General features: G+C 59.4%; 11 protein-coding genes. 3 read left to right on the forward strand and 8 right to left on the reverse strand.

From position 1 onward, the window contains the following. The 4 genes from livG to JBO08_RS03235 all read right to left on the reverse strand — a co-directional run bounded on the left by livG (position 1) and on the right by JBO08_RS03235 (position 4292). Positions 1-768 carry a high-affinity branched-chain amino acid ABC transporter ATP-binding protein LivG gene (livG, locus tag JBO08_RS03220; protein WP_010212365.1) on the reverse strand — a complete coding sequence of 256 codons (768 nt, stop codon included), beginning with the start codon at positions 766-768 and terminating at the stop codon, positions 1-3. Continuing rightward, positions 765-2018 carry a high-affinity branched-chain amino acid ABC transporter permease LivM gene (locus JBO08_RS03225; protein WP_065873280.1) on the reverse strand — a complete coding sequence of 418 codons (1254 nt, stop codon included), beginning with the start codon at positions 2016-2018 and terminating at the stop codon, positions 765-767. Before JBO08_RS03225 ends, livG begins: the two co-directional genes overlap by 4 nt. Then, on the reverse strand, positions 2015-2938 hold the full coding sequence (gene livH, locus JBO08_RS03230) for a high-affinity branched-chain amino acid ABC transporter permease LivH (protein WP_003231100.1): 924 nt from the start codon (positions 2936-2938) through the stop codon (positions 2015-2017). The genes JBO08_RS03225 and livH overlap by 4 nt, the downstream gene beginning before the upstream one ends. 226 nt (positions 2939-3164) lie before the next feature. Then, positions 3165-4292 carry a branched-chain amino acid ABC transporter substrate-binding protein gene (locus tag JBO08_RS03235; RefSeq protein WP_065873279.1) on the reverse strand — a complete coding sequence of 376 codons (1128 nt, stop codon included), beginning with the start codon at positions 4290-4292 and terminating at the stop codon, positions 3165-3167. A gap of 340 nt (positions 4293-4632) precedes the next feature. Between JBO08_RS03235 and JBO08_RS03240 the strand changes: the two genes are divergently transcribed. Together JBO08_RS03240 and JBO08_RS03245 are read left to right on the forward strand one after the other, a co-directional pair. Further along, a complete protein-coding gene (locus tag JBO08_RS03240) occupies positions 4633-4944 on the forward strand; it encodes a DUF2288 domain-containing protein (protein WP_220074532.1) in 312 nt (103 codons plus the stop codon). 251 nt (positions 4945-5195) lie between these two features. Further along, positions 5196-6284, forward strand: coding sequence for a hypothetical protein (locus JBO08_RS03245; RefSeq protein WP_065873277.1), 1089 nt, complete (start codon positions 5196-5198; stop codon positions 6282-6284). A gap of 39 nt (positions 6285-6323) precedes the next feature. Here JBO08_RS03245 and JBO08_RS03250 read toward each other — a convergent pair whose 3' ends face one another. The 3 genes from JBO08_RS03250 to JBO08_RS03260 all read right to left on the reverse strand — a co-directional run bounded on the left by JBO08_RS03250 (position 6324) and on the right by JBO08_RS03260 (position 11474). Beyond that, positions 6324-8501, reverse strand: a complete 2178-nt coding sequence (locus JBO08_RS03250) for a hypothetical protein (RefSeq protein ID WP_065880045.1) — start codon at positions 8499-8501, stop codon at positions 6324-6326. Positions 8502-8705: 204 nt separating this feature from the next. After that, positions 8706-10970 (reverse strand): bifunctional diguanylate cyclase/phosphodiesterase, encoded by a 2265-nt coding sequence (locus tag JBO08_RS03255; protein WP_186755065.1) that lies wholly within the window; start codon positions 10968-10970, stop codon positions 8706-8708. 138 nt (positions 10971-11108) lie between these two features. Further along, complete coding sequence (locus JBO08_RS03260; protein WP_186755067.1) at positions 11109-11474, reverse strand: YkgJ family cysteine cluster protein; 366 nt, start codon at positions 11472-11474, stop codon at positions 11109-11111. A 250-nt stretch (positions 11475-11724) separates the two neighbouring features. On the opposite strand from JBO08_RS03260, the gene JBO08_RS03265 reads away from it, so the two are divergent. Further along, complete coding sequence (locus JBO08_RS03265; protein ID WP_065880042.1) at positions 11725-13071, forward strand: MFS transporter; 1347 nt, start codon at positions 11725-11727, stop codon at positions 13069-13071. A gap of 182 nt (positions 13072-13253) precedes the next feature. Here JBO08_RS03265 and rapA read toward each other — a convergent pair whose 3' ends face one another. Beyond that, entirely contained in the window at positions 13254-16100 is a 2847-nt protein-coding gene (gene rapA / locus JBO08_RS03270) for an RNA polymerase-associated protein RapA (protein WP_065873272.1), read from the reverse strand. Positions 16101-16258: the final 158 nt, after the last annotated feature.

The following is a 16258-nucleotide window of genomic DNA, read 5'->3' on the forward strand; positions in this document are numbered from 1 at the left end:
TTACGCTTCCCCCAAATAGGCTTTGATCACTTCAGGATTGTCGCGGATCTGCTCCGGTGTCCCGTTGGCCAAAGGCGTGCCCTGGTTGATCACCACGATGTGGTCGGAAATGCTCATGACCAGTTTCATGTCGTGTTCGATCAACAGCACGGTGGCGTTGTTTTCTTCACGCAACACGCTGATCAGCGCTTTGAGGTCTTCGGTTTCCTTGGGGTTCAGGCCGGCGGCCGGTTCGTCGAGCATGAGGATCCGCGGGCGGGTCATCATGCAGCGGGCGATCTCCAGGCGACGTTGCTGACCATAGGCCAAGGTGCCGGCGGGGCGGTTGGCAAACTCGGTGAGGTTGACCTTGTCCAGCCAGTACTCGGCGTACTCCATGGCCTCGCGTTCGCTCTTGCGGAACGCCGGGGTCTTGAACAGGCCCGCGAAGAAGTTGGTGTTCAAGTGACGGTGCTGGGCGATCAGCAGGTTCTCGACCGCCGTCATGTCCTTGAACAACCGCACGTTCTGGAAGGTCCGCACCACGCCCTTGCGGGCAATCTCGTGACCGGCCAGGCCCTGGATCGGCTGACCGTCCAGCAGGATGCTGCCGCCACTCGGCTTGTAGAAACCGGTGAGGCAGTTGAACACCGTGGTCTTGCCGGCGCCGTTCGGGCCGATCAACGCTACAACCTGTTTCTCTTTCACGGTCAGGGCCACGCCGTTGACCGCCAGCAAACCGCCGAAACGCATGCTCAGATTTTCGACTTTCAGGATCTCGCGGCTCATTTGCGCAGCTCCATGTGTGGACGTTGCATGGGCAGCAGGCCTTGAGGACGCCAGATCATCATCAGCACCATCATGGCGCCGAACATCAACATGCGGTATTCGCTGAACTCACGCATCATTTCCGGCAACAGGATCATCACGATCGCGGCCAAAATCACACCCAGTTGCGAGCCCATGCCACCCAGTACCACGATGGCGAGGATGATCGCCGACTCGATGAAGGTGAACGACTCCGGCGTCACCAGACCTTGGCGAGCGGCAAAGAAGCTACCGGCGAAACCGGCGAATGCAGCACCCAGGGTAAAGGCGGAGAGTTTGATGATGGTCGGGTTCAGGCCCAGTGCACGGCAGGCGATCTCGTCTTCGCGCAATGCTTCCCAAGCGCGGCCTATCGGCATGCGCAACAGGCGGTTGATCACGAACAAGGCTGCCAGTGCCAGCAACAGCGCCACCAGGTACAGGAACACCACTTTGCTCACCGGGTTGTAGGCAATCCCGAAGTACTCGTGGAACGTCTGCATGCCCTCTGCGGCGGTGCGGTCGAACGACAGCCCGAAGAAGGTCGGCTTGGGGATGCTGCTGATGCCGTTGGGGCCGCCGGTGATATCGGTGAGGTTACGCAGGAACAAGCGGATGATTTCACCGAAGCCCAGGGTCACGATGGCCAGGTAGTCACCGCGCAACCGCAATACCGGAAAGCCCAGCAGGAAGCCGAACGTGGCCGCCGCCATGCCGGCCAGCGGCAGGCAGATCCAGAAGCTCCAGCCCAGGTAGTGCGACAGCAGCGCGTAGGTGTAGGCACCCACCGCATAAAAACCCACATAACCCAGGTCGAGCAGGCCGGCCAGGCCCACCACGATGTTCAGGCCCAGGCCCAACAACACGTAGATCAGGATCAGGGTGGCGATGTCGACCGCGCCGCGCGAGCCGAAGAACGGCCAGATCAACGCGGCCACGATCAGGCCGATGATGATGTAGCGCTGGGTGCGCGGTAGGGTCAGGAATTGGCTGACCTTGGGCGACACCAACGGCGCACGGTTGCCCTTGAGCAAGGCGCCGACCTGCTGGGTGAACAGCACGCGCAGGAACATCAGCACCGAACACAGGGCGATGATGGTCAGGGTCACGGGACCGGTGCCATGCACTTCCAGGTTGATGCCGACAATGCTCAGCTTGAGGCCGAGTACCGGGAAGGCCACGGCCCACACCAGCAAGGCGCTGAAAAACGCCGATTTAAGATATCTGCTCATACTTTCTCAACCTCCGGACGGCCCAGGATGCCGGTCGGACGGAACAACAGCACCAGAACCAACAGGCCGAACGCCACGACGTCCTTGTACTGGTCGCCGAAGATATCGGCGCCAAAGGCTTCGGCCACGCCCAGCACCAGCCCGCCGAGCATCGCGCCCGGGATGCTGCCGATGCCGCCCAACACCGCCGCGGTAAAGGCCTTGAGGCCTACCAGGAAGCCGGCGTTAGGGTTGATCACGCCGTACTGCATGCTCAGCAGCACCGCCGCGACGGCCGCCAATGCGGCGCCGATCACGAAGGTCAGGGCGATGATGTTGTTGGTGTTGATGCCCAGCAGGTTGGCCATCTTGATGTCTTCGGCGCAGGCCCGGCAGGCGCGCCCCAGACGGGAGCGAGAGATGAACAGGGTCAGGCCCAGCATGGCCACCAGGGTGACGACGAAGACCAGGATCTGCATATACGAAATCAGCACTTCTTGTGCGCCACCTGGGCCGAAGGAGAAGCTCCCCGGAATCAGGTTGGGAATGGACTTGTCCTTGGAGTCCTGGGACAGCAATACGGTGTTCTGCAGGAAAATCGACATGCCGATGGCGGAAATCAGCGGGATCAAACGGTTGCTGCCACGCAAGGGGCGATAGGCAACGCGCTCGATACTGTAGCCATAGGCACTGGTCACGACGATCGACGCAAGGAACGCGGCGGTCATCAACAGCGGCAGGGAATGGATACCCATCATGGCCAACCCGGCAAGGGCGATAAAGGCCACGTAGGAGCCAATCATGTACACCTCGCCATGGGCGAAGTTAATCATTCCAATGATGCCGTAAACCATTGTGTAGCCAATGGCTATCAAGGCATAGGTGCTGCCAATGGTCAGGCCATTAACCAGCTGTTGGAAAAAATGATAGATCTCAGGCATTACAGCGCTCCTAAAAACCCGATACGCATTTCACTGGTGGAGTCATTTCCGGCCTGTGCCCTGTTCTGTGAGCAGGTTGCACAAAGCGTTTGCCAGCGAACCGCTGGTGACGGTTTTAAGATTTTCAGGTGAGCCAGCGCCCGGATCGCGGGTGACAGGCCCATAAACCTCGTAAAACAAAGCCCACTGCTCTCACAGTGGGCTTGTTGGACCAGTAATGCCTGGCTTACTGAGGGGAAACTTCGGTTTTTGGCTTACCGAAGTGCCATTCGTAGACCACGAATTTGAAGTCTTTCAGGTCGCCCTTGGCGTCGAAGCTCAGCTCGCCGGTAGGGGTCTTGAAGGTGCCCGCGTGGATGGCGGCTGCCACTTTGGCGGTGTCTTCGCTCTTCGCTGCGGCAATACCGCCGGCGATCACTTCGATAGCCGAGTAGGCTGGGAACACGAATGGACCGGTTGGGTCCTGCTTGTTCTTGGCGAACTCTTCAACGATGGCTTTGTTGGCCGGATCGGTGTCGAAGGATTTAGGCAGAGTCACCAGCAGGCCTTCGGAAGCGCCCTGGGCGATTTGCGAGATGGAGTCGTTGCCGACGCCCTCTGGGCCCATGAACTTGGCGTTCAGGCCTTTTTCCTTGGCTTGGCGCAGGATCAGGCCCAGCTCAGGGTGGTAGCCGCCGTAGTAGACGAAGTCGACGTTGGCTTGCTTGAGTTTCTGGATGACCGAGGAGAAGTCTTTGTCGCCGGCGTTCAGGCCTTCAAAGACGGCAACCTTGGTGCCTTTTTTCTCGAGGGTCTGTTTAACGGCGGTGGCGATGCCTTCACCGTATTGCTGTTTGTCGTGCAGTACGGCAACGATTTTCGGCTTGACGTGGTCGGCGATGTAGTTGCCGGCCGCTGGGCCTTGTGCGCTGTCCAGGCCAATGGTGCGGAAGATCAGCTTGTAGCCACGTGCAGTGATTTCCGGGCTGGTGGCAGCCGGGGTAATCATGATCACGCCTTCGTCTTCATAGATGTCGGAGGCTGGCTGAGTGGAGCTGGAGCAGAGGTGGCCGACCACAAACTTGACGCCGTCGTTGACCACTTTGTTGGCGACAGCCACGGCTTGTTTAGGGTCGCAAGCGTCGTCGTATTCCTTGGCTTCGAGCATTTTGCCATCGACGCCGCCTTTGGCGTTGATGTCGGCGATTGCCTGCTTGGCACCCATGAATTGCATATCGCCGTATTGCGTCACTGGGCCGGTTTTAGGGCCTGCGATACCGATCTTGATGGTGTCGGCTGCGAACGAATGGCCGGCAACCCCAGCCAGGACCATAGCGGCAAACAGTTTGGAAATCTGCTTAGTAGCCTTATTCATAGTGCTCCACTCTTACTGTTGTATTTTTTATAGTTCTAGCGGCCTTGTGAGCTGCAGAACCGGATCAGATATCTCGGATATCCCCCGGCAGTGCCCTGGCAACTGTACCGGTACAGTGTAGAGCGCCGGTTGATCGCTTGAAAAGCTGGCTGCTGGGGGCAAAACCCGGGGGTGTCGCATAAATGAAAGAAAAAGACAGAATTGCGGCGAGGTGATGCCAGAGTTCCGGGCAATCCTTGGCTTTCCTGACACTTTCTATCGATGACTCATTTGCAACTGGGTTTTTCTACCTGATGCGTGACGTTATGATTGCGCCGTTTTTTTCTTCAGGTGAAGTCCCATGACGCAAGAACCTAGCACCCTCTATGCCAAGCTGCTCGGTGAAACCGCCGAAATATCCTGGAAGGAGCTTGAACCGTTCTTTGCCAAGGGTGCCCTATTGTGGGTCGATGCCGGCCTGGATTTGATCGAGGCTGCCGAGGGAGTGGCTGAGGACAACCGCGACAAAGTCGCTGCCTGGCTGGCTGCCGGGAGCCTTGGCGAAGTGTCTGCGACGCGGGCATTGGACTTGGTGGAGCGCGACCCGAGCTTATGGGCGGTGGTGGTTTCGCCCTGGATCCTGATCCAGGAAAGGGCAGTGCCCGCAGGCTGAGCACCGAAATGGTGCGTGCTTTGCCCGTTTGAAAGTGTGTAGCGGGGTAACCGCTGGCGCGGTGATGGCACCTTGCCGTGGAGAAAGGTCACAGCGCAGGGTGACGGGCACGTCATGGGAACAGTTTTCCGATGACCGAACAGGCCGGAGAATTGTTTCTCGGTGTGAATATATGCCCGGCAGCTGTCAGATCGCAGGGTAGGAAAGACTGAAATCCGGTAAAGTCCGCGGCTTGTTACTCGGAGCCAGTCATGCCTTCAACGCTGCCCCTCTCAGCGAAACCCTCGCACCAGTTGCTTTACCTTATCTACGGTAAACAGGATGTTTACCGGCGTGAGGCCAAATTCAGCATTCTCACTGCCCTGGCGCAGCTCAAGCAGGGTGAGTCGCTGTGCATCCGGGTCATGACTGATCGTCCCCAGGACTTCATCGGCTGGCCGGTGGAAACCATCGAGCTGGATGAGCAGACCCTGACCCAATGGCAGGGCGAAAACGGCTACCTCCACCGGCGCAAGGCATGTGCAATCGCACAAGGGTTGAAGCTGGCGGACAAAACCCTGTTCGTCGACACCGACACGTTGTTCCTCAAATCCCCCCATTGCGTGTTTGAACTCATCAAGCCTGGCCAGTATGTGATGGACGAGCTCGAGTACGACTGGCGTTACGTCTGCAAACGCCCGGACTACCTCAAGCTGGGCCAGCACCTGCACTCCCATGGAGTCTCTGCCAGCAACAGCTTCAAGCTCTACAACAGTGGCCTGTGCGGTGTGTGCGCCAGTGATACCGCGCTGCTCGAAACGTCGATCCGCTTGATCGACGAGTGGACCCAGGGTTCCTTTGATATCCACACCATCGAGCAAATCGCGATTTCCTTTGCGATGCGTGGCAAGACGGTGCGCGAGTCGAAGAAAATCGTTCATCACTATTACGCCGAAAAACGCTTCTTTCACGCCATGCAGGCGCATTTTTTCAGCCTTCACGGTGAAACCTTCGGGCCTGAGTTGGTCATGCGTTGCCTGGACGTGCCGCAGGTCAAGCCCTTGCCATCAGCCTGGCAGCGGCTGCTCATCAAATGGAAACTGCGCAATCAGCGCAAACACCTGAAAAGAGTCGGCCGCGACTTGCTCTACGGCAGCGCGGCACCAGAGAACCCCTATTACGACGTGTGCCGGCAGGGCTGGTGGGAGTCGGCTTCGCGTGAAATCCGCGGCTGGGATGAGGCTGAGCAGAAGCAGTTTTTCGGCACGCAGGGTGCCGGTTGGCCAGAGCAGCTGCCCCGGCCAGCTAAGCCTGCAGACGAACAAGTCATCGTCGATTATCTGCAGAAACGAAGAGCCTGATGAAACAGTAACGGTACCGAGCGGTACCGTCGCAATGCCTCAGCCGGTCTTACCGGTGTGGTTATTCAACGAAATAACCTTGGTCTTCCCGATCCGGTGACGATAAATCTCACGCAAGTACTTGATCGCCTTCTTCACACAATCCCGCGACAGGCGGATGTCATTGATTGACACGAACTTGTCTTTGTCGTTGATCAACTCGCGGTACTTCTTCTCATACATCGGCTTGATCGCGTACCAGTTGGTATCGAGGATCTTCGCCGGGTTCTCGAACTCGTTGAGCAGCTCATCGATACGGTCTTCGTCGAAGTCTTCGTGGATGATGAAGTCCAGGATCGAGTTGTCCAGCGTGTCGTCGAAACGGTACGGGTTGCGCGCAAAGCAGCGTTTGATGAACGCCACGATCAACGTCAGGAAGTCATCCGACAGGCACGGGCTTTTCGCGATCAGGGTGGTCAGGGATAAGTTGGCTGAGGCGCCGATCACCAAGGCGTAGCGCTTGAGGGTGGTGTTGGGGAACAGGCTGTTAAGGTGGGTCTTGAGCCGGTTCAGGTCCATGTAGGACAGCTTGTAGTCCTTGGGCAGGGACACGATCGACACCACTGACGAGCAATTTTTGAAGAAGTGCAGGTCATGCAGCGCCGCCGCGTCGTAGCCGGAGTTCTTGTACTGCTCCAAGGAAGCCTTGTAACGCTTCGATTCGATCGGCAACAGGCTGATGCCTTCGATGGCCTGGGTGACCTTGTTGAAGTGCGGCAGGTCGATGGAACGGAAGAACAGGTCGTCGATGTTCAGGCGCTGTGGCTCTTTCTCGAAGACCTTGAATTTGTCATTCGACGGTGCCGGTGTTTCCGGAACCACTGACTCGGCGTAGGCAATCGCTACCGGTCCGGCCAGGCTCATGAACAGGTCGTTGGCATCCAGGCGAATGGTTTCGCCGATGTCGATACCGGCGCGGCGGAAGTAGTTCTGGTCGTAGTCGGTGGTGACGGCCTGGGCCGTGAGGATGTTGAAGATCTGCTGGGAAATGTATTGGTTGGCGTGTTTTTCCATGGCATTGACGTCAATGTTCTGGATATTGCCGTCATCGCTTTCTTCGGCGTAACGCATGATGTCGTTGGAGATCAGCATCATCGCGTTCCACGGCCGGATGCGGCCCTTCACACTGGCTTCGCTGCTGTCTTCGTTGTCGAAGTTGTAAGAGAAGTCCCATTCTTCCGACAGGTATTTGCACAGCAGTCGCCCGGCGTTGATGTGCAACGCCTCGGACATTTCGCTGCGGTGGTCGGAGATATTCGGCAGCACGCAGATGCCGCTGGTGAAGATCGGCTCAAACACAAAGGCGTGGCCGCTTTTGCTGTCATGCTCGTCGGCGGGCTTGGTGTCGAACGTCTTGTTCATGTACGAGTGTTGCTGAGCCAGGCCGAATTCCGAGGCCATGCCCGAGCCGGTGCCGCCGCCGGCGCTGAAGATCGAGAAGTACAGGCGCGACTGGTTGGCCTTGATGCCGCAGGAGTCGATCAGGTACGAGTGGATCATCTTCCAATCGGGGCTGGAAAAACGCTGGGTGTCTTTATTGAGGATGATCTTGGCCAGGTACTGGCCGAGGATCGGCGCGTTACCGGCGCCGCCGGCATGGACTTCCGAGAGGTCCATGATTTTCATCTTGCTGTAATCGCGCAGGAAGCCGCTTTTTTCGCCCTTGCGCGAGAAGCGGATGCGCCCGGCGATGTCCTTGTCCAGGTCGCCGAGCATCACCAGCGGTTCCACCAGGAACACCGGTTTGCTCGCCTTGCCACTGCCCAGGCGCAGGTTGTTGCGGATCCACTGGGCCGGGCTGTAGCCCTTGTCCTGCGACTTGTCTTCGTTGCTGAACTCGTTCAAATAGAACTTGCGCGCGTTGTACACCAGCTCCGCCACGTCCAGCGCGATGTTCGAACCGCAGCGGCCCAGGCCGATCAGGCACACCGAGGGGAATTCCTGCTCGTTGCGCGGATCGCTGTCGCCTTCCAGGTGGGGCGGGCGCGGGAACACCATGTCGCGCAGGCCATCGAGGTTGTCGAGGATGCGGTCGGTATTGGTTTCGGTGAAGTACAGGTATTGCTGGGTGGCCAGCGGCCGGGCGGTGCTCAATGACTTTGAGCCTGAGGGCTTGTCCGCAGGAGCTGGGAGCAACACGTCGGATACCACGGTGGCAGAGTTATTTTTAGAGGTCATTGTGCGCCATGTGCCTGAACGGATGGCTGAAACAAATCAAAGGGCCATCACGGAATGGGTGTTCGCGACTTTGCAGTGCGTCCTTGTCCTGGCCGAAGGGGGATAACCCTGGTTTCTTCAGGGAAAACCCGGCCGGACTCTGATGAATCGGCCGTTCGTCGGTGTTCTTTAGGCGAATGATGGCGAAATGCCAAATATTGGGCGTCAGCGAATTGGCCTGACGATGGACGTAGAGCCACCGCGGCTTGAGGACGTTTCTTTCGGCGAGCTGTTGTCTTTGGCGCCCACCACGCTGTGCGGGTAGAGCGGGTTACGCATGTTGATGCTCTGGATCACACCCATGATGTCACTGGCCGCCACTGCCGGGCTCAGCAGGTAACCCTGGACGAAATCGCAGTCATGCTTGAGCAGCAGCTCGAATTGCGCCTGGGTTTCGACGCCTTCAGTGACTACCTGCAAGTGCAGGGTGTGGGCCATCCCGATAATCGCCTGAACGATCTCGATATCCGCAGTGGACTTGGGAATATCCTGGATAAACGAGCGGTCGATCTTCAAGGTATTGAGCGGCAGGCGCTTGAGGTAGGCGAGGGACGAGTAGCCGGTGCCAAAGTCGTCGATGGCCAGCGACACGCCCAGCGCGCGAATTTGCCGCAGCAGCGTCAGGGTGCTGCTGATATTGCCCATCAGCGCATTTTCGGTGACTTCCAGCTCCAGGCGGTTGGCGGCGACGCCGCTGAAGCGCAGCGCATCTTCGATTTCATCCGCCAGCTCGTCACGGGCCAGGTTCAGGGCCGAGCAGTTCACTGACATCGTCAGTTCGGTATAGCCTCTGTCAGAAAGCATGCTCAGGTCATGACAGGCTTGGCGCAACACCCAGTGGTCCAATTCGGCAATCAGCCCATTGCTTTCGGCGATGCCGATAAACCGATCTGGTGCCAGCAGGCCGTGCTTTGGGTGTTGCCAGCGTACGAGGGCCTCTAGCCGCGTAACTTTGCCCAGCTTCATGTCAAAGATCGGTTGATAGAACAGCACCAGTTGGTCGTGGGTGCGCAAAGCGCCGCGCAGTTCCTCTTCCAATTGCAGTTCGAGAAAGGCGCGGGTTTTCAGGTTGGAGCTGAAGAAGTTCAGGGTGTTGCGCCCAGTGTCCTTGGACTGATACAGCGCCAGGTCGGCAGTTTTCAGCAGCTCCTCGCAGGTGAGGCCGTCATCGGGGAACAGGCTGATGCCGATGCTGGTGGTCATTACCATGCGTCGACCGGCCAGCTCGATGGGTTCTTTCATCTGTTGCATGATGCGCTGGGCCAGGTGCCGGGCTTCGTCGCGGTGGTGGATGCTGATCAAGATGCAGAACTCATCGCCGCCGAACCGCGCAACCACGTCGGCATGGCTGCGCACCGAGCCCTTGATATGCGCGGCCAGCACGGTGAGCAACTGGTCACCTGCGTCATGCCCGAGGCTGTCGTTGATGCGTTTGAAGTGGTCGATATCAAGAAAAATCACCGCCATCATGCCGTGGGAGGCGGTTTTTTCGGCAAGCTTCTCTGCAAAGATTTGGTTGAAGCCCCGTCGATTGAGCAGGCTGGTCAGGGCGTCGTAATGGGCCACTTGTTGCAATGAAGCGCGCGCCTGATCCAGTTCGCTGAGCAACGCATTAACCCGGCGCAGGTCGCGTTCCTTATGCTGCAGTTTCTTGTCGGCCAGGGCAGCACTGATGCTGCTGCCAATCACCAGCAGGGTGATGACCGCCACCGACAAACCCAGCTGGATAGGGTTGTTATCCGAAGGCAATGAGAGGTCAGCCCCAGTGGGAACAATTAATTGCATCGCGGCCATGCCGGTAAAATGCATGCTCAGGATTCCCGCACCCAAGACCAGGCTGGCGGCGTATTTGAGCAGTTGATGAAACACGCCGGTGCCGGTGCGCAGGTAGCTCGACAGCAACAACGCAGCCAGGCTTGCGCCCATGGCGATGGCCACCGAGGCTATGAACAACTCGGTCTCAAAATACAGCTGGGCCTGGGAACGCATGGCCGACATGCCAACGTAATGCATCAAGGCGATGCCGACACCCATCCATAGGGAGGCCAGCCCATATTGGTGGAACCGCAGGTGAGGATGGCTGAGGGTCTGCATGGCGATCAACGAGGCGATCAGCGCGATGAGCAAGGACGCGAACGTCATCAACAGGTCGTAGTGAATCGCGATAGGCGCCTGGAAGGCCAGCATGCTGATGAAGTGGGTGGACCAGATCCCGCCCGCCAGGCAACTGGCGCCGAGCCAGCGCCAATGGCGCTGCGCGGTCGGGTTCTCGACATGACCTACGCGTTCAGCCATGTCGAGCGTGCCAAAGCCTGCCGCGCAAGCGACGAGGTAGGCCAGCAGCACCAAAAAGGGGTTATGACTGCAATTGAGTAATAAATGCCCGCTTTCCGGAAGCCCGGTGAACAAATGCAGACCCAGCCATTCCATAGCATGTCCCGTCATAGCGTCACGTCACTGCCTACGGCGATGACCTATGAGGTCAAGTATAGAAGCCTTACGGAATTTGCCAGGAATGATGGCACTTTGCTCTGAATTATTTTTGCATGCTGCTCATAGCGTTTGATGCTAAGCGCTGATGGGCAGCTCCAATTCGAATGGCGCATGCAACGGCGCCAAGCCAAACTCGGCGCGTGCGGCATCGCAATCGACGTTCTGCACACCCTGGCTCCACGACGCTTCAAACTCGCGGCAGGGGCTTGAGCGTTGCTCATAGATCGAGCAACTCGTCCCTTTACCCACTTCACCTTCAAGGCTGCAGCAGCGGGCGGGTTTCTGGTCGGTACCGATCATCGCCACGCGCGTTGGGTTGATTTGCACCACCAGGTCGTCGGGCACCGTGCCCCCCGATGAGGCGCACTCTCCCCAGAAGAAAGACACACGAAAGTATGAACAGCAGGCACCGCAACTCAGACACGGACTGGCTTCGGACATGGGCGTCATCAATAGGATAAGTAGAGGGGGGACTACGGGAAGGCTCGCCATTCTATCCGCGCCATGGCTGTTGGGAAGGGGGGCGCGGACTTATATTTTCGTAGGCAAAGTCCCGCAGCACCGGGTGAAATCATGCCCTATCAGCTTTACGAATCATTACAGACAACCGCCGCCCGCCTGACTATGTTGCAGGTACCGGGCAGGATGCAGCGGGCATCGCAGCTCTCATAACAATAAAAGAGACGGACCCATGCAGAACTCGACCCAAGCGGCGAATGCCTGGCGCATTCTGTTCCTGCTGTTCCTGGCCAACCTGTTCAACTTCTTCGACCGCACCATTCCGGCGATCATCATTGAGCCAATCCGTATGGAATGGCACCTGAGCGACTTCCAGCTCGGCATCATCGGCACCGCCTTTACCCTCGTCTACGCCATCGCCGGCTTGCCCCTGGGGCGTATGGCCGACACCGGCTCGCGCAGCAAGCTGATGGGATGGGGCCTGTTCGCCTGGAGCGGGCTGACGGCGGTCAACGGCCTGGTCGGCAGTTTCTGGACGTTTTTGCTGGTGCGCATGGGCGTCGGCATCGGCGAGGCCAGCTATGCGCCAGCGGCCAACTCGCTGATTGGCGACCTGTTCCCGGCGCACCGTCGCGCGCGGGCCATGGGCATTTTCATGCTGGGCCTGCCCTTGGGGCTATTGCTGGCGTTTTTCACCATCGGTTGGATGGTCAAGGCGTTTGACAGCTGGCGCGCACCGTTCTTTATCGCGGCAGTGCCGGGGCTGATCCTTGCGGTGTTCATGTTCTATATCAAGGAGCCCAAGCGTGGCGCGGCGGAAACCGTGCAGGTTTCCCAGGAACGCGTCGACCGCCCGATTCGTCGCGTGCTGGCGGTGCCTACCTTCCTGTGGCTGGTGCTGGCCGGGCTGTGCTTTAACTTTGCCACCTACGCCTGTAACTCGTTCCTGGTGCCGATGTTGCAGCGTTACTTCCTGATGCCGCTGCAGGACGCCGCCGTGGCCACCGGGGTGATCGTCGGCCTGACCGGCCTGGTGGGCCTGACCCTAGGCGGCTGGATCGCCGACAAGATCCATCAACGCGTAGCCAATGGCCGGCTGTTGTTCGCCGCGTTCAGCCTGATCATCTCCACCGTGACCACTGCCTGGGCGTTGCACGCCGGGCGCATTGAGATTGGTGTGTTTGTGGCGTTGTTCAGTGTGGGCTGGTTGTTTGCCTATAACTTCTACACCTGCGTGTACACGGCGATTCAGGACGTGGTGGAACCGCGCCTGCGGGCCACGGCGATGGCGCTGTTTTTTGCCGGGTTGTACTTGCTGGGTGGGGGGATGGGGCCGATCGTCGTGGGTGGGCTTTCCGATCATTTTGCCCATTCGGCTATGTACGCGGCGGGGGCGGAGCAGATGACGGAGGCCTATAAGGCGGTGGGGTTACATGACGCCATGTACCTGATTCCGGTGGCGCTGTTCTTGACCCTGTTGTTTTTGTTTCAGGCGTCGCGCTGTTTTGTGCGGGATGCCAAACGGATGAAAGAGGGGTTGGTGGCGGTTGAGGTGCCGGCTGCTGTGGCTACGGCTTGAGACCGAGTGGACCCTTTCGCGAGCAAGCCCGCTCCCACATTGATCGGTGATCGACATGACAACTCGGTCAAATGTGGGAGCGGGCTTGCTCGCGAAGGCGCTATTAATGCCACAGATATTCTCAAGCGAATAAAAAAGGCCCGCATTGCGCGGGCCTTCTTTTTAGCGGAGCAGGGTGGTAATCAACCCGCTACCAGGACTCGAATCGCTTCCAGTCGCAGCGCCGCTTTATCCAGCATGGCCAAGCCTTGCTCGCGCTGGTTGCGCAGGGCAACCAGCTCGCTGTCACGCACGGTCGGGTTGACCGCTTGCAACGCGGTCAGGCGCGCCAGCTCTTCGTCGGTGTCCGCCGCCAGGCGACGTTTGGCCTCGGCTACGCGCTCGGCGTGGCGCGGGGTGATCTTCTCTTCACCGGCGTTGATCCGTGGCGTCAGATGGTCGCGCTGGGCCTGGATAAACTTGTTGGCGCTGGCCCGAGGCACGCTTTCCAACTGGTCGTTGAGGGTTTCGAACGACACGCGGCCCGACAGGTCGTTGCCATTGGCGTCCAGCAGGCAGCGCAGTGCCGCCGGCGGCAGGTAACGACCCAGTTGCAGCGCGCGCGGCGCGACCACTTCGCTGACGTAAAGCAGCTCCAGCAACACGGTGCCCGGCTTGAGCGCCTTGTTCTTGATCAGCGCCACGGCGGTGTTGCCCATGGAACCGGACAGCACCAGGTCCATGCCACCCTGCACCATCGGGTGTTCCCAGGTGATGAACTGCATGTCTTCGCGCGACAGTGCCTGGTTGCGGTCGTAGGTGATGGTCACACCTTCGTCGTCACCCAGGGGGAAGCTGGCGTCGAGCATTTTTTCGCTGGGCTTGAGGATCAGCGCGTTTTCCGAATGGTCTTCGCTGTCGATGCCAAACGCGTCGAACAGGGTTTCCATGTAGATCGGCAGGGCGAACTGGTCGTCTTGCTCAAGGATGTCTTCGACCAGCGCATCGCCTTCACCCGCGCCGCCGGAATTGAGCTCCAGCAAGCGGTCTCGACCGGTGTGCAGTTCCTGCTCCAGGCGCTCGCGTTCGACGCGGGCCTCGTCGACCAGGGCTTGCCACTCGCCGTCGTCGGCGTTTTCCAGCAGCGGCAGCAGGCGTGGGCCGAACTGGTGCTGCAAGGCGTTGCCGGTCGGGCAGGTATTGAGAAACGCGTTCAGCGCTTCGTGGTACCACTGGAACAGACGCTCTTGCGGGCTGGTTTCCAGGTAAGGCACGTGCAGTTCGATCACATGCTTCTGGCCGATCCGGTCCAGACGGCCGATCCGCTGTTCCAGCAAGTCAGGGTGGGACGGCAGGTCGAACAGCACCAAATGGTGGGAGAACTGGAAGTTACGGCCTTCACTGCCGATCTCGGAGCAGATCAGCACTTGGGCGCCAAACTCTTCATCGGCGAAGTAAGCGGCGGCGCGGTCACGCTCGAGGATGTTCATGCCCTCATGGAACACCGTGGCCGGGATGCCGGAGCGCACGCGCAGGGCGTCTTCCAGGTCCATGGCGGTTTCGGCGTGGGCGCAGATCACCAGGACCTTGGTGCGCTTGAGCATTTTCAGCTGGTCGATCAGCCACTCGACCCGTGGGTCGAAGCGCCACCAGCGGTTTTCTTCTTCGATGTCCGGCTGCGACTGGAAGCTGACTTCCGGGTACAGCTCGGCGTGTTCGCCCAGCGGCAACTCCAGGTATTCGTCCGGGTTTGGCAGCGGGTAGGCGTGCAGCTTGCGCTCCGGGAAGCCTTGCACAGCGGCGCGGGTGTTGCGAAACAGCACGCGGCCAGTGCCGTGGCGGTCGAGCAACTCACGCACCAGGCGCGCACTGGCTTCGGTGTCGCCATCGTTGACGGCGGTCAGCAGGGCTTCGCCTTCGTTGCCGAGGAAACCCTGGATGGTCGTGTGTGCGGCAGGGGAGAGGCGACCCTTGTCCAGCAACTCCTGCACGGCTTCGGCCACCGGGCGATAGTTTTCGCTCTCGGCGCGGAAGGCCGCCAGGTCGTGGAAGCGGTTCGGGTCCAGCAGACGCAGGCGCGCGAAGTGGCTGTCCTGGCCCAGTTGTTCCGGGGTGGCGGTGAGCAGCAGCACGCCGGGAATCACTTCAGCCAACTGTTCGACCAGTGTGTATTCGGGGCTGGCTTTCTCTTCATGCCACACCAGGTGGTGGGCTTCGTCGACGACCAGCAAGTCCCAGCCCGCCGCGAACAGTGCGTCCTGGGCCTTCTCGTCGTCCACCAGCCATTCCAGCGCGACCAGCGCCAGTTGGGTGTCTTCGAACGGGTTGGCGGCATCGCTTTCGATAAAGCGTTCTTCGTCGAACAGCGCGACTTGCAGGTTGAAGCGCCGGCGCATTTCCACCAGCCATTGGTGCTGCAGGTTTTCCGGGACGAGGATCAGAACGCGGTTGGCGCGACCCGAGAGCAGTTGGCGATGGATCACCAGGCCGGCTTCGATGGTCTTGCCCAAGCCTACTTCGTCGGCCAGCAATACCCGAGGCGCGATACGGTCAGCGACTTCACGGGCGATGTGCAGTTGGTGCGCGATAGGTTGCGCACGCACGCCGCCCAGGCCCCACAGCGAGGACTGCAATTGGCGGCTGGTGTGTTCCAGGGTGTGGTAGCGCAGCGAGAACCAGGCCAGCGGGTCGATCTGCCCGGCGAACAGACGGTCGCTGGCCAGGCGGAACTGGATAAAGTTGGAGAGTTGGGTTTCCGGCAGGGTGACCTGCTCGTGCTGCCCATTGAGGCCGTGGTACACCAGCAAGCCGTCGACATCGTCGACTTCCTGCACGGTCATTTTCCAGCCTTCGAAATGGGTGATGGTGTCGCCCGGCGAAAACCTCACGCGGGTGAGGGGCGCATTCCGTAGCGCATACTGGCGAGTGTCGCCAGTGGCCGGATAGAGCACGGTCAACAAGCGGCCGTCCTGTGCCAGAACGGTGCCTAACCCCAGCTCTGCTTCGCTGTCACTAATCCAGCGTTGCCCCGGTTGATACTGCTGCGCCATGCTGCCTGACTCCCGCCGTGAAAAAGCCGACTATCTTAACGGAACAAGGCCCCCATCCAAAGGACTCTGAGAAAAACTACTCTCTTTGGCGAGCGTATCCAGCGCTGAATCGACGGGTGGCGGGCACTTGCGAGTGTCGACTGGGTCACAGCTTGGCG

This window comes from Pseudomonas sp. LAP_36, from assembly GCF_019456785.1.
In the GTDB taxonomy this organism is placed as follows: Bacteria; Pseudomonadota; Gammaproteobacteria; order Pseudomonadales; family Pseudomonadaceae; genus Aquipseudomonas; species Aquipseudomonas tritici.

Coding starts and splice junctions, on each gene's coding strand:
- JBO08_RS03245 (WP_065873277.1), top strand. CDS start 5,196: ATGCCTTCAACGCTGCCCCTCTCAGCGAAACCCTCGCACCAGTTGCTT.
- JBO08_RS03240 (WP_220074532.1), top strand. CDS start 4,633: ATGACGCAAGAACCTAGCACCCTCTATGCCAAGCTGCTCGGTGAAACC.
- livH (WP_003231100.1), bottom strand. CDS start 2,938: ATGCCTGAGATCTATCATTTTTTCCAACAGCTGGTTAATGGCCTGACC.
- JBO08_RS03250 (WP_065880045.1), bottom strand. CDS start 8,501: ATGACCTCTAAAAATAACTCTGCCACCGTGGTATCCGACGTGTTGCTC.
- JBO08_RS03260 (WP_186755067.1), bottom strand. CDS start 11,474: ATGTCCGAAGCCAGTCCGTGTCTGAGTTGCGGTGCCTGCTGTTCATAC.
- JBO08_RS03235 (WP_065873279.1), bottom strand. CDS start 4,292: ATGAATAAGGCTACTAAGCAGATTTCCAAACTGTTTGCCGCTATGGTC.
- rapA (WP_065873272.1), bottom strand. CDS start 16,100: ATGGCGCAGCAGTATCAACCGGGGCAACGCTGGATTAGTGACAGCGAA.
- JBO08_RS03225 (WP_065873280.1), bottom strand. CDS start 2,018: ATGAGCAGATATCTTAAATCGGCGTTTTTCAGCGCCTTGCTGGTGTGG.
- JBO08_RS03265 (WP_065880042.1), top strand. CDS start 11,725: ATGCAGAACTCGACCCAAGCGGCGAATGCCTGGCGCATTCTGTTCCTG.
- livG (WP_010212365.1), bottom strand. CDS start 768: ATGAGCCGCGAGATCCTGAAAGTCGAAAATCTGAGCATGCGTTTCGGC.
- JBO08_RS03255 (WP_186755065.1), bottom strand. CDS start 10,970: ATGGAATGGCTGGGTCTGCATTTGTTCACCGGGCTTCCGGAAAGCGGG.